The 24,260-nt window shown below is 71.8% G+C and carries 25 protein-coding genes; 14 read left to right on the top strand and 11 right to left on the bottom strand.

The features are described from left to right. Positions 1-62 precede the first annotated feature (62 nt). From cobM to cobC, 6 genes are read left to right on the top strand one after another with little or no spacing between them, the layout of a single operon-like run. On the top strand, positions 63-887 hold the full coding sequence (cobM, locus tag ACFZDK_RS09890) for a precorrin-4 C(11)-methyltransferase (RefSeq protein ID WP_390971502.1): 825 nt from the start codon (positions 63-65) through the stop codon (positions 885-887). Continuing rightward, positions 884-2,116: a precorrin-6y C5,15-methyltransferase (decarboxylating) subunit CbiE gene (gene cbiE, locus ACFZDK_RS09885; RefSeq protein ID WP_390971500.1), complete on the top strand. Its 1,233-nt coding sequence runs from the start codon at positions 884-886 to the stop codon at positions 2,114-2,116. The genes cobM and cbiE overlap by 4 nt, the downstream gene beginning before the upstream one ends. Continuing rightward, a complete protein-coding gene (gene cobJ, locus ACFZDK_RS09880) occupies positions 2,113-3,804 on the top strand; it encodes a precorrin-3B C(17)-methyltransferase (RefSeq protein ID WP_390971499.1) in 1,692 nt (563 codons plus the stop codon). The genes cbiE and cobJ overlap by 4 nt, the downstream gene beginning before the upstream one ends. Then, entirely contained in the window at positions 3,801-4,385 is a 585-nt protein-coding gene (locus tag ACFZDK_RS09875; protein WP_390971498.1) for a precorrin-8X methylmutase, read from the top strand. The genes cobJ and ACFZDK_RS09875 overlap by 4 nt, the downstream gene beginning before the upstream one ends. After that, entirely contained in the window at positions 4,382-5,302 is a 921-nt protein-coding gene (locus ACFZDK_RS09870) for a CbiX/SirB N-terminal domain-containing protein (RefSeq protein ID WP_390971497.1), read from the top strand. The genes ACFZDK_RS09875 and ACFZDK_RS09870 overlap by 4 nt, the downstream gene beginning before the upstream one ends. Then, entirely contained in the window at positions 5,292-6,368 is a 1,077-nt protein-coding gene (gene cobC / locus ACFZDK_RS09865; protein WP_390971496.1) for an Rv2231c family pyridoxal phosphate-dependent protein CobC, read from the top strand. Before ACFZDK_RS09870 ends, cobC begins: the two co-directional genes overlap by 11 nt. 121 nt (positions 6,369-6,489) lie before the next feature. On the opposite strand, the gene ACFZDK_RS09860 is transcribed toward cobC, so the two are convergent. From ACFZDK_RS09860 to ACFZDK_RS09835, 6 genes are all read right to left on the bottom strand, one after another. Continuing rightward, positions 6,490-7,386: an SCO1860 family LAETG-anchored protein gene (locus ACFZDK_RS09860; protein ID WP_390971495.1), complete on the bottom strand. Its 897-nt coding sequence runs from the start codon at positions 7,384-7,386 to the stop codon at positions 6,490-6,492. 142 nt (positions 7,387-7,528) lie between these two features. Beyond that, positions 7,529-8,620 (bottom strand): amidohydrolase family protein, encoded by a 1,092-nt coding sequence (locus ACFZDK_RS09855; protein WP_390971494.1) that lies wholly within the window; start codon positions 8,618-8,620, stop codon positions 7,529-7,531. A 5-nt stretch (positions 8,621-8,625) separates the two neighbouring features. Next, positions 8,626-9,153 (bottom strand): hypothetical protein, encoded by a 528-nt coding sequence (locus ACFZDK_RS09850; RefSeq protein ID WP_390971493.1) that lies wholly within the window; start codon positions 9,151-9,153, stop codon positions 8,626-8,628. Positions 9,154-9,184: 31 nt separating this feature from the next. Further along, complete coding sequence (locus ACFZDK_RS09845; RefSeq protein WP_390971492.1) at positions 9,185-9,961, bottom strand: ATP-binding cassette domain-containing protein; 777 nt, start codon at positions 9,959-9,961, stop codon at positions 9,185-9,187. Continuing rightward, complete coding sequence (locus tag ACFZDK_RS09840) at positions 9,958-10,791, bottom strand: ABC transporter permease subunit (RefSeq protein WP_390971491.1); 834 nt, start codon at positions 10,789-10,791, stop codon at positions 9,958-9,960. The genes ACFZDK_RS09845 and ACFZDK_RS09840 overlap by 4 nt, the downstream gene beginning before the upstream one ends. Continuing rightward, positions 10,788-11,642 (bottom strand): transporter substrate-binding domain-containing protein, encoded by an 855-nt coding sequence (locus ACFZDK_RS09835; RefSeq protein ID WP_390971490.1) that lies wholly within the window; start codon positions 11,640-11,642, stop codon positions 10,788-10,790. Before ACFZDK_RS09835 ends, ACFZDK_RS09840 begins: the two co-directional genes overlap by 4 nt. Positions 11,643-11,839: 197 nt before the next feature. On the opposite strand from ACFZDK_RS09835, the gene ACFZDK_RS09830 reads away from it, so the two are divergent. The 6 genes from ACFZDK_RS09830 (at position 11,840) to thpD (ending at position 16,907) form a co-directional block, all read left to right on the top strand. After that, a complete protein-coding gene (locus ACFZDK_RS09830; RefSeq protein ID WP_390971489.1) occupies positions 11,840-12,940 on the top strand; it encodes an aminotransferase class V-fold PLP-dependent enzyme in 1,101 nt (366 codons plus the stop codon). A 51-nt stretch (positions 12,941-12,991) separates the two neighbouring features. After that, positions 12,992-13,519 carry a DUF664 domain-containing protein gene (locus ACFZDK_RS09825; RefSeq protein ID WP_390971488.1) on the top strand — a complete coding sequence of 176 codons (528 nt, stop codon included), beginning with the start codon at positions 12,992-12,994 and terminating at the stop codon, positions 13,517-13,519. 239 nt (positions 13,520-13,758) lie between these two features. Beyond that, complete coding sequence (gene ectA, locus ACFZDK_RS09820) at positions 13,759-14,274, top strand: diaminobutyrate acetyltransferase (protein ID WP_390971487.1); 516 nt, start codon at positions 13,759-13,761, stop codon at positions 14,272-14,274. A gap of 11 nt (positions 14,275-14,285) precedes the next feature. Next, positions 14,286-15,557 carry a diaminobutyrate--2-oxoglutarate transaminase gene (ectB, locus tag ACFZDK_RS09815; protein WP_390971486.1) on the top strand — a complete coding sequence of 424 codons (1,272 nt, stop codon included), beginning with the start codon at positions 14,286-14,288 and terminating at the stop codon, positions 15,555-15,557. Positions 15,558-15,588: 31 nt separating this feature from the next. Next, positions 15,589-16,017, top strand: a complete 429-nt coding sequence (locus tag ACFZDK_RS09810; RefSeq protein ID WP_390971485.1) for an ectoine synthase — start codon at positions 15,589-15,591, stop codon at positions 16,015-16,017. Positions 16,018-16,019: 2 nt separating this feature from the next. After that, on the top strand, positions 16,020-16,907 hold the full coding sequence (gene thpD, locus ACFZDK_RS09805; RefSeq protein WP_390971484.1) for an ectoine hydroxylase: 888 nt from the start codon (positions 16,020-16,022) through the stop codon (positions 16,905-16,907). Between the two features lie 71 nt (positions 16,908-16,978). Here the strand turns inward: thpD and ACFZDK_RS09800 are convergent, their stop codons facing one another. From ACFZDK_RS09800 to ACFZDK_RS09780, 5 genes are all read right to left on the bottom strand, one after another. Continuing rightward, positions 16,979-18,040 carry an aminotransferase class V-fold PLP-dependent enzyme gene (locus tag ACFZDK_RS09800; protein ID WP_390971483.1) on the bottom strand — a complete coding sequence of 354 codons (1,062 nt, stop codon included), beginning with the start codon at positions 18,038-18,040 and terminating at the stop codon, positions 16,979-16,981. A 97-nt stretch (positions 18,041-18,137) separates the two neighbouring features. Further along, positions 18,138-18,854, bottom strand: a complete 717-nt coding sequence (locus tag ACFZDK_RS09795) for a DsbA family protein (protein WP_390971482.1) — start codon at positions 18,852-18,854, stop codon at positions 18,138-18,140. 75 nt (positions 18,855-18,929) lie between these two features. After that, entirely contained in the window at positions 18,930-19,433 is a 504-nt protein-coding gene (locus tag ACFZDK_RS09790; RefSeq protein ID WP_390971481.1) for a GNAT family N-acetyltransferase, read from the bottom strand. 56 nt (positions 19,434-19,489) lie between these two features. Next, positions 19,490-20,098 (bottom strand): DUF1349 domain-containing protein, encoded by a 609-nt coding sequence (locus ACFZDK_RS09785; protein ID WP_359220646.1) that lies wholly within the window; start codon positions 20,096-20,098, stop codon positions 19,490-19,492. A gap of 152 nt (positions 20,099-20,250) precedes the next feature. Beyond that, the gene (locus ACFZDK_RS09780) at positions 20,251-21,780 is read right to left on the bottom strand and encodes an aldehyde dehydrogenase family protein (RefSeq protein ID WP_390971480.1); all 1,530 of its coding nucleotides are present in this window, start codon (positions 21,778-21,780) and stop codon (positions 20,251-20,253) included. A 146-nt stretch (positions 21,781-21,926) separates the two neighbouring features. On the opposite strand from ACFZDK_RS09780, the gene ACFZDK_RS09775 reads away from it, so the two are divergent. Both ACFZDK_RS09775 and ACFZDK_RS09770 read left to right on the top strand, forming a co-directional pair. Then, a complete protein-coding gene (locus tag ACFZDK_RS09775; protein WP_351694752.1) occupies positions 21,927-22,700 on the top strand; it encodes an IclR family transcriptional regulator in 774 nt (257 codons plus the stop codon). Between the two features lie 85 nt (positions 22,701-22,785). Then, the gene (locus tag ACFZDK_RS09770) at positions 22,786-24,246 is read left to right on the top strand and encodes a penicillin-binding transpeptidase domain-containing protein (RefSeq protein ID WP_390971479.1); all 1,461 of its coding nucleotides are present in this window, start codon (positions 22,786-22,788) and stop codon (positions 24,244-24,246) included. Positions 24,247-24,260: the final 14 nt, after the last annotated feature.

Raw genomic sequence — 24,260 nt, 5'->3', positions numbered from 1 at the left:
CCGCCTCAGCGCACATCCAGCAGCACCCGTAACACCCTTTGTCCAGAGAGGACCGAAATTTCATGGCCGATGCCGCCGCTCCCGCAGGCAAGGTGACCTTCGTCGGTGCCGGCCCCGGCGCCGCCGATCTGCTGACGTTCCGGGCCGCGCGCGCGATCGCCGAGGCCGATGTCGTGATCTGGGCCGCGAGCCTGGTGCAGGCGGAGGTCCTCCAGCACGCGCGCGAGGACGCGGAGATCCTCGACTCCGCGACGATGTCGTTGGAGGACGTCGTCGCCGTGTACGAGCGGGCCCGGGCGGAGGGGCTGCGGGTGGCCAGGATCCACTCCGGGGATCCGGCGCTCTGGGGCGGCACGCAGGAGCAGGTCGACCGGTGTGCCGGGATCGGCATCGAGGTCGAGATCGTGCCGGGGGTCTCCTCCTTCTCGGCCGTGGCCGCGATCGCCCGGCGCGAGCTGACCATCCCCGAGGTCGCGCAGTCCGTGGTGCTCACCCGGCTCGGCGGCGGCAAGACGCCGATGCCGCCGGGCGAGGAGGTGCGGGAGTTCGCGCGGCACGGGACGACCATGGCGGTCTTCCTGTCCGCCGCGCGCAGCGGGCAGCTGGTGCGGGAGCTGCTGGAGGGCGGCTATCCGACGTCCACCCCGGTCGTCGTCGCCTACCAGGCGACCTGGCCGGAGGAGCTGATCGTGAAGTGCACGATCGAGACGCTGGAGGAGACGGTCAAGGAGCACAAGCTCTGGAAGCACACCCTCTTCCTGGTCGGCCCGGCCCTGGACGCCGAGGGCACCCGCTCGCACCTGTACCACCCCGGCCACTTCCACGGCTTCCGCAAGGCGGACCCGCAGGCCCGCAAGGCGCTGCGCGAGCGGGGGGCGAGTACGTGATCACGGTCATCGGTACCGGGACGGGCGCGCCCGTCCCGCCGGAGGCGGTGGCCGGGGCCGAGCTGGTCGTCGGCGGGCGGCGGCACCTGGACGCCGTACGGCTGCCGGCGGGGGCCGAGCGGGTCGTCCTCGGGCCGCTGGCGCCCGCCCTGGACATCGTCGAGGAGTACGTCGGCAAGGACCGGCCCGTGCTCGTGCTGGCCTCGGGCGACCCCGGGTTCTTCGGGATCGTGCGGGCGCTGGCGGAGCGGTTCGGGGCGGACCGGCTCGATGTGCGGGCCGGGGTGTCGTCCGTCGCCGCCGCCTTCGCGCGGGTCGGGCTGCCCTGGGACGACGCGGTGGTGGTCAGCGCCCACGGACGGGAGCTGCGGACGGCGGTGAACGTCTGCCGGGCGCATCCGAAGGTGGCGGTGCTGACCGGGCCGGGCGCCGGGCCCGCCGAACTGGGGGCCGCGGTGCCGGCGGACCGGCTGCTCGTCGTGGCGAGCGCGCTCGGCGACCCGGAACGGGAGCGGGTGGAGCGGGTCACCCCCGCCGAGGCCGCCGCCCGCGACTGGGGTACGACGGTGAGCGTCGTCCTCTGCCTGGACGGGACGCGGGCGCTGGGTCCGGTGCGCACGGTGGCGGGCGCTCCGGCGCGGCCCGCCGGGTGGGCCCTGGACGAGGGCGGGTTCGCGCACCGCGACTCGATGATCACCAAGTTCGAGGTGCGGGCGCTGGCGCTGGCCCGGCTCGGGCCCCGGCTGGGCGACCTGGTCTGGGACGTGGGCGCGGGATCCGGGTCCGTGGCGGTGGAGTGCGCGCGGCTCGGCGCCGCCGCCGTGGCCGTGGAGAAGACGGCGGACGGGGTGGAGCGGATCGCCGCCAACGCGCGGGCGCACGGGGTGTACGTGGACGTGGTGTGTGACATGGCACCGGACGCCCTGACCGCGCTCCCCGATCCCGACGCCGTGTTCATCGGCGGCGGCGGAGCCGAGCTGCCCGCCATCGTCGCCGCCTGCGCGCTGCGCGCCCGGCGGACGGTGGTGGTCGCGATGGCCGCCCTGGACCGGGTACCGGCGGCGCGCGAGGCGCTCACCGGTGCCGGGTTCTCCTGCGACGGGGTACTGCTGCAGTCCTCCCGTCTCGCGCCGCTGCCGGGCGACGTGACCCGGCTCGCCGCGACCAATCCCGTGTTTCTGCTGTGGGGAACCAGAATCCCCGTTTCCGACGAAGGAGTTGCCCAGTGATCGGCCTCATTTCCGCCACCGCGGCGGGGGCGGCGGCGCGCGACCGGCTGGCCGCGGCGTGGCCGGACCGTACGCGGGTGTACGACGGTCCCGTCGGGGACGCCGTGCGGTCCGCGTTCGCGGAGTGCGAGCAGCTGGTGTGTTTCCTGGCCACCGGCGCGGTGGTCCGGCTGATCGCCCCGCTCCTCGGCGGAAAGACGACCGACCCGGGGGTGGTCTGTGTCGACGAGGGCGGGCGGTTCGCCGTGTCGCTGGTCGGCGGGCACGCGGGCGGCGCCAATGAACTCGCCGTGGCGGTGGGTGAGGTGCTGGCCGCGCGGCCGGTGGTGACCACGGCGACCGACGCCGTCGGCCTGCCGGGGCTGGACACCCTCGGCTTCCCCGTGGAGGGCTCGGTGGCCGCCGTGTCGCGGGCCCTGCTGGACGGCGAACCGGTCGCCCTGCGCGCCGAGTCGAGCTGGCCGCTGCCCCCGCTGCCGCTGGCCGGGGAGGGCGCGTACACCGTCCGGCTGACCGACCGCGCGGTCGAACCCGCCGAGAACGAGGTGCTGTTGCGCCCGCCGTCCCTCGTGGTGGGCGTCGGCGCCTCCAAGGGCGCCCCCGCCGACGAGGTGCTCACGCTGATCGAGGCGGCCGTGCGGGACGCGGGGCTGTCTCCTCGGAGCATCGCCGAACTCGCCACCGTCGACGCCAAGGCCGGCGAACCCGGGATCGTCGAGGCGGCCGCACGGCTCGGGGTCCCGCTGGTGACCCACTCCGCCGAGGAGCTGGCCGAGGTCCGGGTCCCCAACCCCTCAAACGCGCCCCTCGCCGCCGTCGGCACGCCCTCCGTGGCCGAGGCGGCGGCGCTGCTGCGGGGCGGTGAACTGCTGGTCCCCAAGCGGAAGTCGGACGGCCGGCCCGCCATGGCGACCTGCGCCGTCGTACGGCGCCCCGCGCGCGGCCGGCTCGCGGTCGTCGGGCTCGGCCCCGGCGCCCGGGATCTGCTCACCCCGCGGGCCACGGCCGAACTGCGGCGCGCCGCCGTGCTGGTGGGTCTCGACCAGTACGTCGACCAGATCCGCGACCTGCTGCGGCCCGGTACCCGGATCCTGGAGTCGGGGCTCGGGGCCGAGGAGGAGCGGGCACGGACGGCGGTCGCCGAGGCGCGGGCCGGGCATGCCGTCGCGCTGATCGGCAGCGGGGACGCGGGCGTGTACGCGATGGCCTCGCCGGCGCTCGCCGAAGCCTCGGACGACATCGACGTGATCGGCGTGCCCGGGGTCACCGCGGCGCTCGCGGCCGGGGCGATCCTGGGTGCGCCGCTGGGCCACGACCATGTCTCGATCAGCCTGTCCGACCTGCACACGCCGTGGGAGGTCATCGAGCGCCGGGTGCGGGCGGCGGCCGAGGCGGACATCGTCGTGACGTTCTACAACCCGCGTTCCCGGGGCCGTGACTGGCAGTTGCCCAAGGCCCTCGCGATCCTCGCCGAGCACCGCGCGCCGGCGACGCCCGTCGGCGTCGTACGCAACGCCTCGCGCCCCGACGAGTCGAGCCGACTGACCACCCTGGGTGCGCTCGACCCGGCGTGGGTCGACATGATGACGGTGGTGACCGTGGGCAACACGGCGACCCGGAACATCGCCGGACGTATGGTCACCCCGCGCGGCTACCGCTGGCAGACGTCCGAGGAGGGCGCCAAGTGAACCGAGTCGTCCACCCCATCGAGCAGGAGTCCTTCCGGCGGCTGCGCGCGCGTCTGGACACCTCGCACTTCCCGCCGCTGACCCGGGCGGTGGTCGAGCGGGTCATCCACTCCGCCGCCGACCTGGAGTACGCGACCGATCTCGTGACCGACGAGGGCGACCTGGCGAAGGCGCATGCGGCGCTGCACGCCGGGGCGCCGGTGGTCGTGGACGTGGAGATGGTCGCGGCCGGGATCACCCGCCGGGAGACGGTGTGCCGGCTGCGCGACGCCGAGTCCGGTCCCGGCCTGACCCGTTCGGCACACGCGATCCGGCTCGCCTACGAGCAGGTCGGGCCCGGCGCCCTGTGGGTGATCGGCAACGCGCCGACCGCGCTGGAGGAGTTGCTGACCCTGGACGCCTCCCCCGCGCTCGTCATCGGCCTGCCCGTCGGTTTCGTCGGCGCGGTCGAGTCCAAGGCCGCGTTGCGGGAGAGCGGGCTGCCCGCCGTCAGCAACGTGTCCGAGAAGGGCGGCTCGGCGGTCGCCGCCGCCGCGCTCAACGCCCTGCTGTACCACCCCACTTCCGAGGAGAACCTGTGACCACCCCGCCCGCCCTGCTCATCGCCGGCCATGGCACCCGGGACGACGCCGGGGCCGAGGCGTTCCGCGACTTCGTACGGGAGCTGGGGCGCCGCCACCCCGAACTGCCCGTCGCGGGCGGCTTCATCGAGCTGTCCCCGCCCCCGCTGGGCGAAGCCGTCGCCGAGCTGGTGGAGCGGGGGGTACGACGGTTCGCCGCCGTTCCGCTGATGCTGGTCTCCGCCGGGCACGCCAAGGGGGACATCCCGGCCGCGCTGACGCGGGAGAAGGAGCGGCACCCGGGGATCTCGTACACCTACGGCCGTCCGCTGGGCCCGCACCCCGCGCTGCTGTCGGTCCTCGAGCGGCGGCTGGACGAGGCACTCGGCGCCGGCGAGGGGCGCAGCCCGCTGGACCGGGCGGACGTGACCGTGCTGCTGGTCGGGCGCGGGTCGACCGACCCCGACGCCAACGCCGAGGTGCACAAGGCGGCGCGGCTGCTGTGGGAGGGGCGCGGGTACGCCGGGGTGGAGACGGCGTTCGTGTCGCTGGCCGCGCCGGACGTGCCGAGCGGACTCGACCGGTGCCGGAAACTGGGGGCGCGCCGGATCGTCGTCCTGCCCTACTTCCTGTTCACCGGGATCCTGCCGGACCGGGTGCGGCAGCAGGCCGAGGGCTGGGCGGACGCGCACCCCGAGGTCGAGGTGCGGTCGGCGGACGTCATCGGGCCCGAGCCGGAGCTGCTCGACCTGGTGATGGAGCGGTACCGGGAGGCGGTCGCGGGCGACCTGCGGATGAACTGCGACTCGTGTGTGTACCGGATCGCGCTGCCCGGCTTCGAGGACAAGGTGGGGCTGCCGCAGCAGCCGCACTTCCACCCGGACGACGACCACCACCACGGGCACCACCACCACGGCGGACACGCCCATGCGCACTGAGGGCGGCTCCAGACGCGAGCACGATCTGCGCCACCACGGCGACGCCGAGGTCCGTGACGCCGGTTCCGCGCTCGTCGACCTCGCGGTCAATGTGCGGACCGGTACTCCCCCGGTCTGGCTGCGGGAGCGGATAGCCCAGTCGCTGGGCGGTCTCGCGGCCTACCCGGACGGGCGGGCGGCGCGGGCGGCGGTGGCGGCGCGGCACGGGCTGCCGGTGGAACGGGTGCTGCTGACGGCGGGTGCGGCGGAGGCGTTCGTGCTGCTGGCGCGGGCGCTGAAGGTGCGCCGGCCGGTGGTGGTGCATCCGCAGTTCACCGAGCCGGAGGCGGCGCTGCGGGACGCCGGGCACACCGTGGACCGCGTGCTGCTGCGGGCGGCGGACGGGTTCCGGCTGGATCCGGCGGCCGTCCCGGAGGACGCGGACCTGGTGGTGATCGGCAATCCGACCAACCCGACGTCGGTGCTGCACCCGGCCGAGGCCATCGTCCGGCTCGCCCGTCCCGGGCGGACGCTGGTGGTCGACGAGGCGTTCATGGACGCGGTGCCGGGTGAGCGGGAGGCGCTGGCCGGGCGGACGGACGTGCCCGGGCTGGTGGTGCTGCGGAGCCTGACGAAGACGTGGGGGCTGGCCGGGCTGCGGATCGGGTACGTGCTGGCGGCACCGGAGGTCGTCGCCGAACTGGAGCGGGCGCAGCCGTTGTGGCCGGTGTCGACACCGGCGCTGGCGGCGGCCGAGGCGTGTGTGGCGCCGCGGGCGCTGGCGGAGGCCGCGCACGCGGCGCACCGGGGGGCGGCCGACCGGGCCCATCTGGTGGCGGGACTGGAGGAGTTCGCGCCGGAGGGGGTGCGGGTGGCGGGGCCCGCGGAGGGGCCGTTCGTGCTGGTCCGGGTACCGGGGGCGGCCGCCGTGCGCCGGCAGTTGCGGGTGCTGGGGTATGCGGTGCGGCGGGGGGACACGTTTCCGGGGCTGGACGAGGAGTGGGTGCGGATCGCTGTGCGCGACAGGGTGACGGTGAACGGGTTCTTGCAGGCGTTCGATCAGGCGTTGATGTTGATACGCGGATGAGATGAGGGGGGACTGCGCGCTGCCGTGCGATTGCGGGTGCGGGTGCGGGTGCGTCGTGGCTGGTCGCGCCCGCGCGGCGGCAGCCGCAAATCGACTACCGCCCCGCGCCCCTGACGGGGCGCTATCGGCGCCGTCGGGTGAGAGTTACCGCTCCTCCGCCTGCCACCACCAACGCCAGCGCTCCTCCGACCACGTACGGGGTCAGCGAACTGCCGCCCGTCTCCGCGAGCTTGGTCTCCTTTGCCGGGGCGCCCTGGGGCTTGACGTCGGTGACGGGGTCGGCCGGGTCGGTCGGTGCCGGCGGGGTCTGGCAGGTGGCCTTCGCCAGGGTCAGTGTCCCCTCCACGTCCGCGACGTTGAGCTTCAGCGGGTTCACGGAGACCTTGAGTTCGAGGGCGCTGGCGGCCGCCGTGGTGGAGGTCGTCTCGCGGTGGGAGAGGTCGAGGCGGACCTCGCCGACGCCGGGGACCTTGACGTCGGTGGGGCCGCCCGCGCTGAGGGTCACCCGCTTGCCGAGCACCGTGACGGCGCCGAGGACGTTGGCGGAGGCCTCGGGGCGCTTGCCGGTCTCGCAGGTGGCGGTGGAGGTGACGGTGTCGAGTTCGACGAGGGACAGCAGGGGCAGGCCGGGCAGGTGCAGCCGGGCGTGGGCGAGGTGGACGGAGCCCTCGGCGCGGGTGTCGGAGACGGTCGCCTTCGCGGCGGCGACGTCCGCGCCGAGGACGTTGAACGGCTTGCCGTCGTCGACTCCGTCGAGGGTGGCGGTCAGCGCGGTCCGGTCGGCGCTCCGCGGTGCCCGGACCTCGTTCAGCGAGACCGCGAGCGGGACGTTCACGGTCTTGTTCAGGAGGGAGACGTCCAGGCCGGTGCGGAGGACGGCCGCGCTCGCGCGACCGTGGTCGGCGGTGGCGTGCGCGGTGCCCGCGCCGGCCAGGGCCGCGGGACCGGCGACCAGGGCCGTGGCCGTCGCGACGGTCGCGAGACGGCGTGCGGGCATGCGGAAGGTGTCGCTGTTCACTGTGGTGGGACCCCCAGAGGAAACTTGCTCGGGACCCGCCAAGAATTACGCACTGTGGGTGAACGGGCAGCAATCCTGCGTTACTTCACTCATTAGTGGACTTTCCGTGAATCTATTCGAACCGACCGGCACAGGAGTTCCCTTACTCCACGACCTGCCCGTTCAGCACCACCCGCCGGGGGGACGCGAGGACGCGCACGTCGGCGCGCGGGTCGCTCTCGTACACCACCAGGTCCGCCGGTGCGCCCTCTTCCAGCCCTGGCCTGCCGAGCCAGGCGCGGGCCGCCCAACTGGTCGCCGCGAGCGCGTCGAGGGGCGGGATCCCGGCGGTCACCAGCTCGGCCACCTCGGCCGCGACCAGGCCGTGCGCGAGGGAGCCGCCGGCGTCCGTGCCGACGTACACCGGGATGCCGGCGTCGTAGGCGCCCCGGACGGTGTCGTAGCGGCGCTCGTGGAGCCGGCGCATGTGCGCGGACCACTGCGGGAACTTGGTGTCGCCGCCCGCCGCGAGCTGCGGGAAGGTGGCGATGTTGACAAGGGTCGGGACGATGGCGACGCCCCGGGCGGCGAAGAGGGGGATCAGGTCGTCCGTGAGGCCGGTCGCGTGCTCGATGCAGTCGATGCCGGCCTCGACCAGGTCCTGGAGGGAGTTCTCGGCGAAGCAGTGGGCGGTGACCCGGGCGCCGAGCCGGTGCGCCTCCGCGATCGCCGCCTCCACCGCGTCCCGGGGCCAGCTGGGGGCCAGGTCGCCGAGGTCGCGGTCGATCCAGTCGCCGACCAGCTTGACCCAGCCGTCGCCGCGCCGGGCCTCCTCGGCGACGTACGCGACCAGGTCCTCCGGCTCGATCTCGTGGGCGAAGTTCCTTATGTAGCGGCGGGTGCGCGCGATGTGCCGGCCGGCCCGGATGATTTTCGGCAGGTCCTCGCGGTCGTCGACCCAGCGGGTGTCGGAGGGCGATCCGGCGTCCCGGATCAGCAGGGTGCCCGCCTCGCGGTCGGTGAGGGCCTGCTTCTCGGCGGTCGCCGCGTCGACCGGGCCGTGCGTGCCGAGGCCGACATGGCAGTGGGCGTCGACGAGTCCGGGCAGCACCCAGCCCTCGACGGTCGTGATGTCACGGGCGGCGAGGGGACGGTCGTAGGAGATCCGACCGCCCACCACCCACAGTTCGTCGCGGACGTCCTCGGGCCCCGCAAGGACCCGGCCCTTCACGTGCAGCACCGCTTGATCGCTCATGGGCCTCAGCCTAGGACGACGGGGAGCCCCTCATCGATACGGCTCAGCAGCCGACCGCCGTGCACGCGCGGGGCGTCGAAGCCGCGCGGGCAGTCCTCGCCGTCCGCGCGGAGCACCTCGGGGACGAGGACCGAGGCGGGGTCGACGTCCTGGGCGAGGTCGAGGTAGGCCGGCGCGACGACGGCGCCGTGCAGGGTGCCGCCGACGAGTTCGGGGCTGAACTCGCCGGACAGGATGGTCACCCTGGCCCGCAGGTCGCCCAGGACGATCAGCGCCGGGCAGCCGTCGTCGACGTTGACGATGTTGCCCCCGACGGTCAGGTCACCGTCGACCACCACTCCGGTGCCGGAGGTCTCCAGGGCGTCCAGGTCCAGCTCACCCGGGACCGTGAGCGGGCCGGGGAGTATGTCGTACGACTCCTCGTCGAGGTTCTCGTACGACGACTCGGGCAGCCCGCGCCGCTCGAACAGGGCGACGGTCTCTTCCCAACCCTGTTCCAGGTGCTCTGTGTTCGTCGCGGAACCCTCGCACACGGCACTGACAGCGGCTCCGGCCCGGCCCCGCCTAGGGCTGGTCCGGGGTCTCCTCCACCTGGGCCATGGCCGGGTCGAGGAGCCGGGAGAGGAAGTGGCGGGTGCGGTCGTGGGTGGGGGCGCCGATGACCCGGTCGGGGGTGCCGTCCTCGACGATCACCCCGCCGTCCATGAAGACGACCCGGTCGGCGACCTCGCGGGCGAAGGTCATCTCGTGGGTGACGACCATCATGGTCATGCCCTCCTGGGCCAGCATCCGCATCACCGCGAGGACATCGCCGACCAGCTCCGGGTCGAGGGCCGAGGTCGGCTCGTCGAAGAGCATCACCTCGGGGCCCATCGAGAGGGAGCGGGCGATGGCCACGCGCTGCTGCTGGCCGCCGGAGAGGGAGGCGGGGTAGGCGTCCGCCTTCTCGGAGAGGCCCACGCGGGCGAGGTTCTCGGCGGCGACCCGTGCCGCCGTCGCCTTGTCCCTGCGCAGCACCCGGCGCTGCGGCAGCGTGAGGTTCTCGGTGGCGGTGAGGTGCGGGAAGAGGTTGAACTGCTGGAAGACCATGCCGATCCGGCGGCGGACGGCGTCGATGTCGACGTCGGGGTCCGTCAACTCCGTGCCGCCTACGAACACCTGGCCCTGGGTGGGCTCTTCCAGGAGGTTGACGCAGCGCAGCAGGGTGGACTTGCCGGAGCCGGACGGGCCGATGACACACACGACCTCGCCCTGGCCGATCTCCAGGTCGATGCCGCGCAGCACCTCGTTGTCGCCGAAGGACTTGTGCAGGCCCTTCACCTCGATCTCGGGTCGGCTCATTTCACGGCCTTCCGGGCGTTCGCCTCCATGCGGCGTACGACGAAGCCGAGCGGGATCGTGACCAGCAGGTAGCACAGGCCGGCGACGAGGATCGGCGTGGAGTTGGCGGTCGTACTGGCCAGGTCGCGGCCGTACTTGGACAGTTCGCGCTCCTCCAGGGTGACTCCGAGGAGCAGGACCAGGGAGGAGTCCTTGAAGAGGATCACGAACTCGTTGGTCAGCGGCGGGAGGATGATCCGGAAGGCCTGCGGGATGATGATCGAGACCATGGCCCGGGTGGGCGAGAAGCCCAGCGAACGGGCCGCCTCCAGCTGTCCCTTGGGCACCGCCTGGATGCCCGCGCGGAACGTCTCCGCCAGGTAGGCGGCCCCGACCAGGCCGAGCGCGATGGCGGCCTTGCCGTAGGTACCGCCGACGATCTCCGTGCCCGGGAAGGCGAGCGGGACCGCCACGCCGATGAAGATGAAGATCAGCAGGGCGGGCAGGCCGCGGAAGATCTCGATGTAGACGCCGGCGACCCAGCGGTACGGGGCGACGGACGACAGCCGCATCAGCGCGACCACCAGGCCCAGCACCAGGGCGAAGACGAACCCTGACACCGTGTAGAGCACGGTGTTCTTCAGCGCCAGCGTGATGACGTCCGGGAACATCTGCTTGGCGATGTCCCACTGGGCGAACTGGTTCTGCAGCCGCCCCCAGTCGGCGCCGACCGCGAAGGCGATCACGGCGGCGACGAAGACGACGTACTGCACCCCGCGCGACAGGCTGCGTTTCTGACTCCGGGTCAGACCCTTCCTGCGGGGCTGGAGTTCCGTGTCCGCAGCGGTCATGACGCGGAGGGGGAGGCCGCGGACGCGTCGTAGGGGCCGATCCACTTCTCGTAGAGCTTCTTGTACGTGCCGTCGGCCTTGGCGTCGGAGATCGCCTTGTTGATCGCGGCGAGCAGCTTGGTGTTGCCCTTCTTCACCGTGAAGCCGTACTGCTCGCCGGTGTTGATGTTGCCGGCGAGCAGGAAGGCGTTCGCGTTGGCCTTGTCCTTCAGCCAGCCCTGGACCACCGGGTAGTCGATGATGACGGCCTTGACCTGGCCGGTGCGCAGGCCGTTGAGGACGGCGTCGGAGGACTCGAAGGAGACCGGGTCGAAGCCCTGCGCCTTGGCGTAGTCCTCGCCGGTGGTCTGGGCCTGGGCACCGAGCCGGGCCTTCTTGGCCTTGGCGTCGGCCAGCGAGGTGATGCCGCTGTTCTTGGCGACGAGGAGGGCCTGGGTGGCGTCGAAGTAGGGGTCGGAGAAGTCGACGTTCTTCTTGCGCTCGGCGGTGATGGTCATACCGGCCGCGGCCAGGTCGCACTCGCCGGAGTTGAGGAAGGCGCCGGTCTTGAAGTTCTCGAAGGGCGTGTCGAGGATCTGCTGCTTCACGCCGAGGTTCTTGGCGACGAGGTCGATCATCGACACGTCGAAGCCCTGCACCTTGCCGTCGATCTCCGACTGGAACGGCGGGTAGGGCAGGTGGGTGCAGGTGGTGAGCTGGCCGGCCTTGACGAGTTCGACCCCGCCGGCGGCGGTTCTGGAGGCGCTGGAGCCGTTGCCGCTCGACGTGCAGCCGGCCACGAGGGCCAGCCCGGCCGCGGCGGTGACGGCGGCCAGGGCGCGAGCCCGGCGGCGCCCGAGGAGCGTGGTCACGAGACCTCCAGAAGTCTGTGGGGGAGCTTTGTGTTCCGGTTCTGCGGGTTCCGATTATAAGGAGATGTTTGGGTCTCTCAAATCAAACCGATGGCCGTGGAGCCGTCCGGCCTAAGAAGTCGCCGGTCAGGGCCGGTGATCCCCCTGCGGTTACGCTCATCTGGATCTCCCCCGTCCCGACCGAAGAGAGCACCGCCGTGACCCACCCCTTCCTCGACCTGCCCCCGCTGAGCGCCGCGCACTTCGCCGCGATCGAGGACCGGGTGGCCCGGCTGCTGGATACCCGCCAGGACGTGGTGATCATGCAGGGCGAGGCGCTGCTGCCCCTGGAGGGCGCGATCCGGGCGACGGCGGGGCCGGAAACGGTCGCCCTGAACGTGATCACCGGCCCGTACGGGCAGACCTTCGGGAACTGGCTGCGGGACTGCGGCGCGACCGTGATCGACCTCGCCGTGCCGTTCCACACGGCGGTGACGGCCGCACAGATCCGGGAGGCGTTCGCCGAGCACCCGGAGATCGACTTCGTCTCCCTGGTGCACGCGGAGGCGGCCACCGGCAACACCAACCCGGTCGCGGAGATCGGCGAGGCGGTACGGGAGCAGGGCGCCCTCTTCTACCTCGACGCGGTCGCCTCGGTCGGGGCGGAGCCGGTGCTGCCGGACGCGTGGGGTGTGGACCTGTGCGTGATCGGGGCACAGAAGGCGATGGGCGGGCCGGCCGGCGTCTCGGCGGTGTCGGTCAGCGAGCGGGCCTGGGCCCGGATGGCGGCGAACCCGCACGCCCCGCGCCGCTCCTACCTCTCCCTGCCGGACTGGAAGGAGCGCTGGGTCGACGGCGGCCGCAAGGTGCTGCTGCACGCGCCGGCCCAGCTGGAGATGCTGGCCCTCGAGGCGTGCGTGGAGCGGATCGAGGCGGACGGCCTGGAGACGGTGATGCGGCGGCACCGTACGGCTGCGCTGGCCACCCGGGCCGGGGCGGTGGCCCTCGGCGGCGGCCTGGCGCCGTACGTCCACGAGGAGTCCGACGCGGCGCCGGTCGCCACGACCCTGCGGGTGCCGGCCGGCGTGGTGGCCTCGGAGCTGGTCGCCGAGGCCCTGGCGAGCGACGGCACCCTCCCGCTGGCCGCCGGCGGCGGCGCCCTGGCCGGGGAGATGATCCGGGTCAACCACTACGGGGTGGACGCCACGGTGGGCGCGGTGCAGTCGAGCCTGGCGGCCCTCGGCGCGGGCCTCGCGAAGCAGGGCCTGACCGTGGACCTGGAGGGCGCCCGGCGCGCGGCGGAGTCCGCCTGGCGATAGGGGCCGAAAAGCGGCGGGTGGCACCGCGGCCGTCCGTGCCACCCTGCCCCCATGACCACCGAGACGCCCAGCACCCTCCCGGACGGCCGCCCCTTCCCGCTCCTGACCGGCGCCGAACGCCCCATGCTGGAAAGCTGGTTGGACTACCACCGGGCGACCCTCGCCCTGAAGTGCTCGGGCCTGGACGACACCCAGGTACGGACGGCGTCGGCGGCGCCGTCCGCGCTGACGCTGCTGGGGCTGGTGCAGCATCTCGCCGAGGTCGAACGGAACTGGTTCCAGCGGGTGTTCGCGGGGCTCGACGTGACTCCGGTGTACGAGGACGAGACGGGGTACGCGCTCGACCCCGGGCGCGGGCTCGGCGAGGCGCTGGACGTGTGGCGGCGGGAGATCGCGCGGGGGCGGGAGCTGTGCGCGGGGCGGTCGCTCGACGACACCGGGCGGATCTCCGGTGGTCCGCTGGACGGTGTCGAGGTCAGTCTGCGGTGGGTGTTCGTGCATCTTGTCGAGGAGTACGCGCGGCACAACGGGCACGCCGACATCCTGCGCGAGGGTATCGACGGCGTTACCGGAGCCTGAATTCAGAGCAATTCCGAATTCCCTTTCAGTGGATGGCTTACCCGAGTTCTTCTGCCCGCTTTTTGCGGAGCTAAACAGGGGAGATTTCATCCGGGTTTCAACCCTGTGACACACTCCACATAGCAGGGCTTTTTGTCTGGTTTGTGGTGGGAAATATCGGCACATAAGGGCACCCCTGGTTGAGCTGACAAGACCACCCGCCGTGCATTTTTGTATTTGCCTCGCTAAATTCAAGCCGCATGACTGCCCCACAAGCAGACCTGACCGTCGAGCGCCCGCTGGTGACCGACGGCGCCGCTCTCTGGCGTATCGCGAAGGATTCGAGAAGCCTCGATCTGAACTCCTCCTACAGCTATCTGCTGTGGTGCCGGGATTTCGCCGGCACGTCGGTGGTGGCGCGCGGCGCGGACGGTGAGCCCGTCGGGTTCGTGACCGGGTACACCCGGCCGGACCGGCCGGACACCCTGCTCGTCTGGCAGGTGGCCGTGGACGCCGCGCAGCGCGGACGCGGTATCGCGGCGCGGCTGCTGGACGGCCTCACGGCCCAGGTGGCCGCCGACCGGCCGCTCACCGCCGTCGAGACCACCATCACGCCGGGCAACACCGCCTCGGAGCGCCTGTTCACCTCGTACGCCGCCCGGCACGGCGCCACCCTGGAGCGCTCGGTGCTGTTCGAGGCGGGCGAGTTCCCCGACGGTCCGCACGACCCCGAAGTCCTGTACCGCATCGGCCCCTTGACCCCCACATCGCACTGAGGAGCCCTACCGTGACCATCATCCAGCCCGACCTGAGTATCTTCGAGACCCTGGAGTCCGAGGTCCGCAGCTACTGCCGCGGCTGGCCGACCGTCTTCGACCGTGCCCGGGGCAGCCGGATGTACGACGAGGACGGACACGCGTACCTGGACTTCTTCGCCGGCGCCGGGTCGCTCAACTACGGCCACAACAACCCTGTGCTGAAACGGGCGTTGCTCGACTACCTGGAACGCGACGGGGTCACCCACGGCCTCGACATGTCGACCACGGCCAAGCGGTCGTTCCTGCAGACGTTCCAGGACCTGGTGCTGCGGCCGCGCGACCTGCCGTACAAGGTCATGTTCCCGGGGCCGACAGGGACCAACGCCGTGGAGTCGGCGCTCAAGCTCGCCCGGAAGGTGAAGGGGCGCGAGGCGATCGTGTCGTTCACCAACGCCTTCCACGGGATGTCCCTCGGCTCGCTCGCCGTCACCGGCAACGCCTTCAAGCGGGCCGGCGCCGGGATCCCGCTGGTGCACGGGACGCCGATGCCGTTCGACAACTACTTCGACGGGACCGTGCCGGACTTCCTCTGGTTCGAGCGGCTCCTCGAGGACCAGGGGTCGGGGCTCAACAAGCCGGCCGCGGTGATCGTGGAGACCGTGCAGGGCGAGGGCGGCATCAACGTCGCCCGGCCCGAGTGGCTGCGCGCGCTGAAGGCGCTGTGCGAGCGGCAGGACATGCTGCTGATCGTCGACGACATCCAGATGGGCTGCGGACGCACCGGTGCCTTCTTCTCCTTCGAGGAGTCGGGGATCGTCCCGGACATCGTCACCGTGTCCAAGTCCATCAGCGGGTACGGGCTGCCGATGTCGCTGTGCCTGTTCCGGCCCGAGCTGGACGTGTGGGAGCCGGGCGAGCACAACGGCACCTTCCGCGGCAACAACCCCGCCTTCGTCACCGCGACCGCCGCCCTGGAGAGCTACTGGAGCGACGGCCCGGCGATGGAGAAGCAGACCCGGACCAAGGGCGAGCAGATCGAGCGGGGGCTCATCGCGATCGTCGAGGAGAACCTCGCCGACGTGCGCGAGTACCGGGGGCGAGGCCTGGTGTGGGGCCTGGAGTTCCACGACAAGGAGCGAGCCGGGCGGATCGCCGCGCGCGCCTTCGAACTCGGGCTGCTCATCGAGACGTCGGGGCCGGAGAGCGAGGTCGTCAAGCTGCTGCCCGCCCTGACCGTCACCCCGGAGGAGCTGGACGAGGGGCTGAGCATCCTCGCCCGGGCCGTCCGGGAAACCGCCTGACCAAGACCGAGCAAGGAGGCTGTACACCACCGTGATCGTCCGATCGTTCAAGGAAATCGAAGGCACCGACCGGCATGTGAGGTCCGCGTCCGGTACCTGGGAGAGCAAACGCATCGTCCTCGCCAAGGAGCGGGTCGGGTTCTCGCTGCACGAGACGATCCTGTACGCGGGCACCGAGACGTCGATGTGGTACGCCAACCACATCGAGGCCGTCGTCTGCGTCGAGGGCGAGGCCGAGCTGACCGACCGCGAGACCGGGACGTCGTACACGATCACGCCCGGGACCATGTACCTCCTCGACGGGCACGAGCGGCACACGCTGCGCGTCAAGGAGGACTTCCGCTGCATCTGCGTGTTCGACCCGCCGGTCACCGGGCGGGAGGACCACGACGAGAACGGCGTCTATCCTCCCCCAGAGCCAAATGCCTGGGGGGACCCCCAGCTGACGGAGGAGGGCTGACCATGACCACGATCACCGACCTGTACCCGAGCCGTGGCCCGGTCGAGGTCGCCGTACCCCGCAAGGACCCGGTCGTCTGGTCGGCGCCCGGCGCGCCCGGGCCGATCCCCACGGACCGGCTGGAGGCGTTCGACCGCGACGGCTTCCTCGCCGTCGAGCAGCTGATCGGGGACGACGAGGTCACCGTCTACCGGCGGGAGCTGGAGCGGCTGATCGCCGACCCGGCGGTCCGGGCCGACGAACGCTCGATCATCGAGCCGAAGTCGCAGGAGATCCGGTCCGTCTTCGAGGTGCACCGGATCAGCGAGATCTTCGCGAACCTGGTGCACGACGAGCGGGTGGTCGGCCGGGCCCGGCAGATCCTCGGCTCGGACGTGTACGTCCACCAGTCGCGGATCAACGTCAAGCCGGGGTTCGGCGCCAGCGGCTTCTACTGGCACTCGGACTTCGAGACCTGGCACGCCGAGGACGGCCTGCCGAACATGCGGGCGGTGTCCGTCTCGATCGCGCTGACCGAGAACCACGACACCAACGGCGGGCTCATGATCATGCCGGGCTCGCACAAGACGTTCCTGGGCTGCGCCGGCGCCACGCCCAGGGACAACTACAAGAAGTCCCTGCAGATGCAGGACGCGGGCACCCCGTCCGACGAGGCGCTCACCGCCATGGCCGGCGAGTACGGCATCAAGCTGTTCACCGGCAGGGCCGGCTCGGCGACCTGGTTCGACTGCAACTGCATGCACGGCTCCGGCGACAACATCACGCCGTTCCCGCGCAGCAACGTCTTCATCGTGTTCAACAGCGTGGAGAACGCGGCGGTGGAGCCGTTCGCGGCGCCGGTCCGCCGGCCCGAGTTCATCGGCGCGCGGGACTTCACGCCGGTGAGGTGACCGCTCGGTGAGCCGCCGGGCCGGGATCTCCTCGTGTGGGACGGGAGGTCCCGGCCCGGCCGTGTCGCCGGTCAGCCGGCCAGGACGTCCAGCAGCCGGTCCACGTCGGCCGCCGTGTTGTACAGGTGGAAGGCGGCCCGCAGGTTCCCGGCCCGGTTGGAGACCTCGATGCCCGCCCGGCTCAGCTCGGGCTGCCGGCCACCGAGCCCGGGCACCGAGACGATCGCGGAGCCGGGAGCGGCCACCGGCTCGTGTCCGAGGCGCGCCAGCCCGGCGCGGAACCGGTCGGCGAGGCCCACGTCGTGGGTGTGGACGGCGGCCACGCCGAGTTCCTCGATCAGGTCGAGCGAGCGACGCAGGCCCGCGCACGTGAACAGGGCGTGGGTGAGGTCGAACCGCCGGGCGGAGTGAGCGAGTTCGGCGACCGGGCCGTAACAGCTGTCCCACGGCTCCTCGGCCGCGACCCAGCCCGCGAGCACGGGAGTGAGCCCGCCGAAGTCCTCAGGAACCACGAGGAAGGCCGCGCCGTGCGGGCCGAGCAGCCACTTGAAGGCGACGGACGCGGTGAAGTCGAAGGCGTCGGCCTCCATCGGCAGCCAGCCGGCGGCCTGGGAGAAGTCGACGTAGGTCCGCGCCCCGTGGGTGCGGGCGGCCTCGCGCAGCGCGGGCAGGTCGGCGATCCGGCCGTCCGCCGACTGGGCCGCGCTGACCGCGACCAGGGCGGTGCCCGGGCGGACGGACTCGGCGATCCGCTCCAGCGGCACCGCGCGGACCTTGAGGTCGCCGCGGACGTGGAAGGGGTTCAGTACGGAGGTGAAGTCGTCCTCGGCGGTGAGCACTTCGGCACCCGCCGGCAGCGAGGCGGCGATCACGCCGGTGTGCGCGGCGACCGAGGCGCCCACCGCCACCCGGGTCGGCGGGACACCGGCGAGCCGGGCGTACCCGGCCCGGCACGCCTCCACGTCTTCGTACAGGGAGGTCAGCGGCCGGCCCTCGGCCCGCAGCAGCGCCGCCGCGTGCAGGGCGGCCACGGTACGGGCGGGCAGCAGGCCGTTGCTGGCGGTGTTGAGGTAGGTGCTCTGCGGGGTGAACTCGGCGCGGACGAGGCTCTCGAACGTCTCCGTGGTCTCCATGCGTCCACTCTGCGGCCCACGGAACCCCCCGTCCATTGCGGATTGTTACGTGGAACCGCTAAGCGATGCTTATACGACCGTCCCGACCTGGACTTTCTCAGTGCTGCGGGACCGCACACCCGTCCGGCCCACAGGCCTCGGCGCCGCCCTCGTCGATGAGCTTCAGCGGGGAACGCGCGTCCCAGGCCTGGCCGAGCGCCTGGGCGAAGAGCTCGGTGGGCTGGGCGCCGGAGACCCCGTACTTCCGGTCGAGCACGAAGAAGGGCACCCCGTTCGCGCCGAGCTCGGCGGCCTCGCGCTCGTCGGCGCGGACCTCGTCGGCGTAGGCGGCCGGGTCGGCGAGCACCTCGCGCACGGCCGCCGCGTCCAGTCCGGCCTCCGCGGCCAGCTCGACGAGCCGCTCGGGGCCCTCGGTGAACAGGGACCGCTCCTCGGCGAAGTTCGCCCGGTAGAGGATCTGGACCAGCTCGTCCTGCCGGCCCTCCGCCTTGGCGAGGTGCAGCAGCCGGTGCATGTCGAAGGTGTTGCCGTGGTCACGGCCCCGGGTGCGGTAGTCGAGACCCTCGGCGGCCGCCTGCGCGCCCAGGTTGTCCTCGCCCGCCTGGGCCTGCGCCTCGCTCATGCCGTACTTCTTGCCGAGCATGGCGAGCACCGGCTGCACGTCGTCCTTGGCACGGCCGGGGTCCAGCTCGAAGGAGCGGTGCACGACCTCGACCTCGTCACGGTGCGGGAAGGCCGCAAGGGCCTTCTCGAAACGGGCCTTTCCGACATAGCACCAGGGGCAAGCGATATCGGACCAGATCTCGACGCGCATGTTGTCGGCTCTCCAGGTAGTTGCAGGTGGTGAATAAAACGCCTCTCAACTGCCTGAACCTTCAACCAGTCCGCTTCATTCCCCGCGCACCGCGTACCGCAGGTAGAGGTGGTGATCGTCCTCGGCGGGCGGCTGCTCCGGGTCCGGCACCCAGCCCTGCCGGGCGTAGAAGGCCTGGGCCCGCCGGTTGTCGACGTGCACGTCCAGTACGGCCGTCCGCCTGCCCTCGGCCCGCCACTGCTCCACACAGGCGGTGTGCAGGGCGGTGCCGATACCGGCCCGCCAGCGGCCGGGGTCGACATGGAACTGGAACAGCTTGACCGTTTCGGCAGGGGCGCCCTGCGGGGGGCGGAAGGAGGCCACGCCGATGATCTCGCCCGCCTCGACCGCGCACAGCACCTGCCCGTCGGGCCGTTCGACGGCGGAGCGCCAGGCGGCCGTCCAGTCCATGCCGTCGTCCGGCAGCCCGTCCGGGTAGTACGTCGACCGGGCCCGGTGGTGCAGTGCGGCGATCTTCTCCGCCTCCGCGGACAGCGCCGTACGGATCACACGGAGTCCCTTCACACGGTCACTGATCATGCAACGGAGGACGCGTCCGGACCCGCGCCGGTTCCGTGCCGCCGCGACGCCCCCGCTCAGCTGCCGTCGCGCAGATCGGCCGGCCAGTCGGTCCTGAACTCGAGGTGGTCGTACGTCACCACGCACCCCTCTCCCATCGGCGACTGCGTCATGAAGCCGACCAGCGCGCCACCCGTCTCCTTCTCGCCGCCCAGGGTGAACAGCCGGACGAAGACCCACTTCTTGCCGTCGCGGGAGGCGTGGAAGGCGAGTGCCCGCCCGGTCCGGCTGATCCGCAGCCACACCGAACTGCCCTCCACCGTGAAGGCGTTGGAGTCGTCGGAGTGCCCCCGGGTGACCACCGTGCAGACGGTGGGCACGTCCGGGGAGTTCTCCAGACAGAGCTTGGCCCAGGCCCGGTCGCCGACGTGCACGTACAGCACACCGGCGTCGAAGGCGGCACCGAACCCGACGGTGACCCGGGCGATCAGCTGGAAGTCCCCTTCGGGCGCCCCGAGCAGCCGGGGCGCGTCCGAGGCGGGATCCAGCGCCTCCCCGGTCGGCGAGACGAACCGGTCCTGCCGGGCCCCGGCCCACCCGGTGAGCACACCGTCCTCATAGAACCAGTGCCCGTCGGGCCCATAGGTACGGAGGGGGAAAGGAAGTTCGGGAAGTTCCACGTCCATGGTCGGATTGTGTCAGCAGAACAATGTGACTTGCTCAGGGGCAGCCAACGTGAAGGGGCGCTGGGGGTACCCCCGGCCGAAGGCTGGGGGAGGAACTGCGCGAGCAACCACCTCGAACCGGCACCCCGCGACGCACCCGCACCCCCACGGCGCTACCGCTCCAGAACCCCGTTGAACCGCCGAGGAAGCCCCAGGGGATTCTCGTCCTTCAGCTCCGCCGGCAGCAAAGCCGACGGCGCCCCCTGATACGCCACCGGCCGCAGCCACCGCTCGATGGCGGTCCCGCCCACGGAGGTCGACGTGGACGTCGTCGCCGGGTACGGCCCGCCGTGATGCTGGGCAGGCGCCACGGCCACCCCCGTCGGCCACCCGTTGACCAGCACGCGCCCGGCCAGCGGCGTCAGCTCCGCGAGGATCTCCGCGCCGAGCCCCTCCCCCGCGGCCTCCCCGTCGGAGACATGGACCGTGGCCGTGAGGTTCCCCGGCAGTCGCGACAGCACGGCCGTCGCCTCGCCCCGGTCCTCGTAACGGACCACCACGGTCACCGGCCCGAAGCACTCCTCCAGGAGCAGGTCGTACGACCCCGCCTCGGCCAGCCGGCTCGCCGGCACGGTGAGGAACCCCGCGCTGACGGTGTGCTCGCCGCCCGCCCCGGGCGTCACCGGGCTGTCCACGTCGGGGAGTTCGCCGCGCTCGGCGACCCCGGCGATGAAGTTGTCCCGCATCCGGTGGTCGAGCAGCACCCCCGCGTCGGTGTTGCTGACCGCGTCCGTGAGGGACTTGACCAGGCCGTCACCGGCGGCACCGGCCGGTACCAGGACCAGGCCCGGCTTGACGCAGAACTGCCCGACGCCCAGGGTCATCGACCCGGCGAGCCCGGTGCCGATCTCCTCGGCGCGCTCGGTGGCCGCGGCCTCCGTGACGAGGACCGGGTTCAGGGAGCCCAGCTCGCCGTGGAACGGGATCGGCACCGGACGCGCGGCGGCCGCGTCGAACAGCGCGCGTCCGCCGCGGATGGAACCGGTGAAGCCGGCCGCGGCGACCAGCGGGTGCCTGATCAGTTCGATGCCGGCCTCGAAGCCGTGCACGAGTCCGAGGACGGCGTCCGGGATGCCGTGCTCGGCGGCGGCCCGGCGCAGCACCTTGGCGACCAGTTCGGACAGCGCCGGGTGGTCGGGGTGGGCCTTGACGACGACCGGGTTGCCGGCGGCCAGCGCGCTCGCGGTGTCGCCGCCGGCGACGGAGAACGCGAAGGGGAAGTTGGAGGCCGAGTAGACGGCGACGACGCCCAGCGGGACCTTGTAGCGGCGCAGGTCCGGGACGGGCGGGGTGGCGGTGGCGTCGGGGTGGTTGATGATGACGTCGAGGAAGGCGCCCTCGTCGACGATGTCCGCGAAGGCCCGCAGCTGGTAGACGGTGCGGGCGAGTTCGCCGGTGAGCCGGACCGGGCCCAGCGCGGTCTCCGCGTCGGCGGCCTCGACCAGCCGGTCCTTGGCCGCGTCGAGTCCGGCGGCGGCCGAGCGCAGGAAGGCGGCGCGGACGGTGCGGTCGGCGAGGGAACCGCGTACGGCGTGCGCGGCCGTGACGACGGCGTCCACCTCTTCGGCTGTGGCCTCCACCGCAACCTGTTCACGCTGCTTCCCGGTGCGCGGGTCGACACTCCAGACTGGTGCTGCTGCCACCGCGGGTCCCTCCATGTATTGCGTTAGTGCCGCAGTATCCGGGTCATTCACCAGGGATGTTCGATATACTGAACGCTGTCTCTGATGATGAATATGTGTTGGAGACTATAACTTCAGTTTCTCGTCCAACGAAGGGGTCAAGGGCGATGTCGGCAGGCGAGACAGGCGGCGGGGCGCAGGTCAAGTCCGCGGTGCGGACCGTGGAATTGCTCGAGTACTTCGCCGGCCGGCCCGGTATGCACTCCCTCGCGGCGGTCCAGGAGGCCGTCGGATATCCCAAGTCCAGCCTCTACATGCTGCTGCGCACGCTGGTGGAGCTGGGCTGGGTGGAGACGGACGCGACCGGCACCCGGTACGGCATCGGGGTGCGGGCGCTGCTGGTCGGCACCTCGTACATCGACGGCGACGAGGTGGTCGCGGCGGCCCGTCCGACCCTGGACCGGCTCTCCGACGACACCACGGAGACCATCCACCTGGCGCGCCTGGACGGCACCAACGTGGTCTACCTGGCCACCCGCCAGTCCCAGCACTACCTGCGCCCCTTCACCCGGGTCGGCCGCCGCCTGCCCGCGCACTCCACATCCCTCGGCAAGGCGCTGCTCGCCACCCACACCGACGAGCAGGTCCGCAAGCTGCTGCCGGAGACCCTCCCGGCACTCACCGAGCACACCCTCACGGACCGCGAGAAGCTCATCGAGGAGCTCCACCAGATCCGTGAGCAGGGCTTCGCGATCGACCGTGAGGAGAACACGCTGGGGCTGCGCTGCTTCGGCGTGGCGATCCCGTACCGCACCCCGGCCCGCGACGCGATCAGCTGCTCGGTCCCGGTGGCCCGCCTCACCCCCGCCCACGAACAGATGATCAAGGACGCCCTGTTCGACGCGCGGGACCGCCTCACGCTGGCGACGCGCAGGCTGTGAGGCGGTCGTCCCTCGCATGAGCGAACGATGAGAAATCGGCTCCACGGGAACGAACACCCCGCCTTCGCTCGTCTGTCTGAGCGGGATGAACAAGACGATCAGGCGGGCGTCCGTCTTCGCACTGCTGCTCGTGCTCGCCCTGCTGGTCAGGGCGACATGGGTGCAGTTCTACGACGGACAGGCCCTCGCGGACGACACGCACAACCGGCGCAACGTCATCGAGACGTACTCACAGCCGCTCGGGAACATCATCGTGGCCGGTGAGGCGATCACCGGCTCGACCAGGTCCTCGGGCAACAGCGACCTCAAGTACAAGCGCACGTACACGGACGGAAAGCTGTACGCGGCGGTGACGGGCTACGCCTCGCAGAGCTATGCCCCGACCCAGCTGGAAGGCATCTACCAGGACCTGCTCAACGGCACCGACACCCGGCTCAAGACCGCCATGGACACGGTCACCGACCGGCGCGCCGACCCGGGTGACGTGATCACGACGATCGACCCGGCCGTCCAGAAGGCGGCGTACAAGGCGCTCGGCGGCAACAAGGGCGCGGCCGTCGCCATGGACCCGAAGACCGGCAAGATCCTGGCGGTGGTGTCGACCCCGTCGTACGACCCCTCCTCGCTCACCGACGCCAACACCGCCGGCACGGCCTGGAAGAAGCTGAACGCCGACAGCGACAAGCCGCTCACCAACCGGGCGCTGCGCCAGCCGCTGCCGCCGGGTTCGACCTTCAAGCTGGTGGTCGCGGCGGCGGCCCTGGAGGACGGCCTCTACGCGAACGTCGACACGAAGACCGACAGCCCCGACCCGTACACCCTGCCGGGCACGACGACCCCGCTCAAGAACGAGAACACCTCGGCGCCCTGCGAGGACGCCTCGATCCGCACCGCCCTGCGCTTCTCCTGCAACAACGTCTTCGGCAAGATGGCCGTCGACCTCGGTCAGGACAAGGTGCGGGCGATGGCCGAGAAGTTCGGCTTCAACGACGACAAGCTGGACGTGCCGGTGCGCGCCTACACCAGCGTCTACCCCAAGGACATGGACAAGGCCCAGACCGGCCTGTCCGGCATCGGCCAGTTCGACGTCACGGCGACCCCGCTCCAGATGGCCATGGTGTCGGCCGCCATAGCCAACGGCGGCAAGCTGGTCTCGCCGCATATGGTCTCGCAGATCACCGACAGCGGCGGCGACGTGCTGAAGAACTACGACGACGAGGCGAGCAGCAAGGAGATCGTCAGCTCCTCGACCGCCGAGCAGCTGCAGTCCGCGATGCAGACGGTCGTCGAGGACGGCACGGGCACGAACGCGCGGATCGACGGCGTGACCGTGGGCGGCAAGACGGGCACGGCCCAGCACGGCGAGAACAACAGCAAGACGCCGTACGCCTGGTTCACGTCGTACGGCAAGTCCGACAGCACGGGCAAGGAGGTCGCCGTGGCGGTGATGGTCGAGCAGTCCGACGCGGCCCGCTCCGAGGTCAGCGGCAACGGCCTGGCGGCGCCGGTGGCCAAGGCGATGATGCAGGCGGCTCTGAAGAATTGAGCGGTTCTCTGCGC

The organism is Streptomyces sp. NPDC007901 (genome assembly GCF_042959465.1).
Classification (GTDB): domain Bacteria; phylum Actinomycetota; class Actinomycetes; order Streptomycetales; family Streptomycetaceae; genus Streptomyces.
The sequence above is the reverse complement of the archived record's forward strand: the minus strand, read 5'-3'. Positions and strand labels throughout refer to the sequence as shown.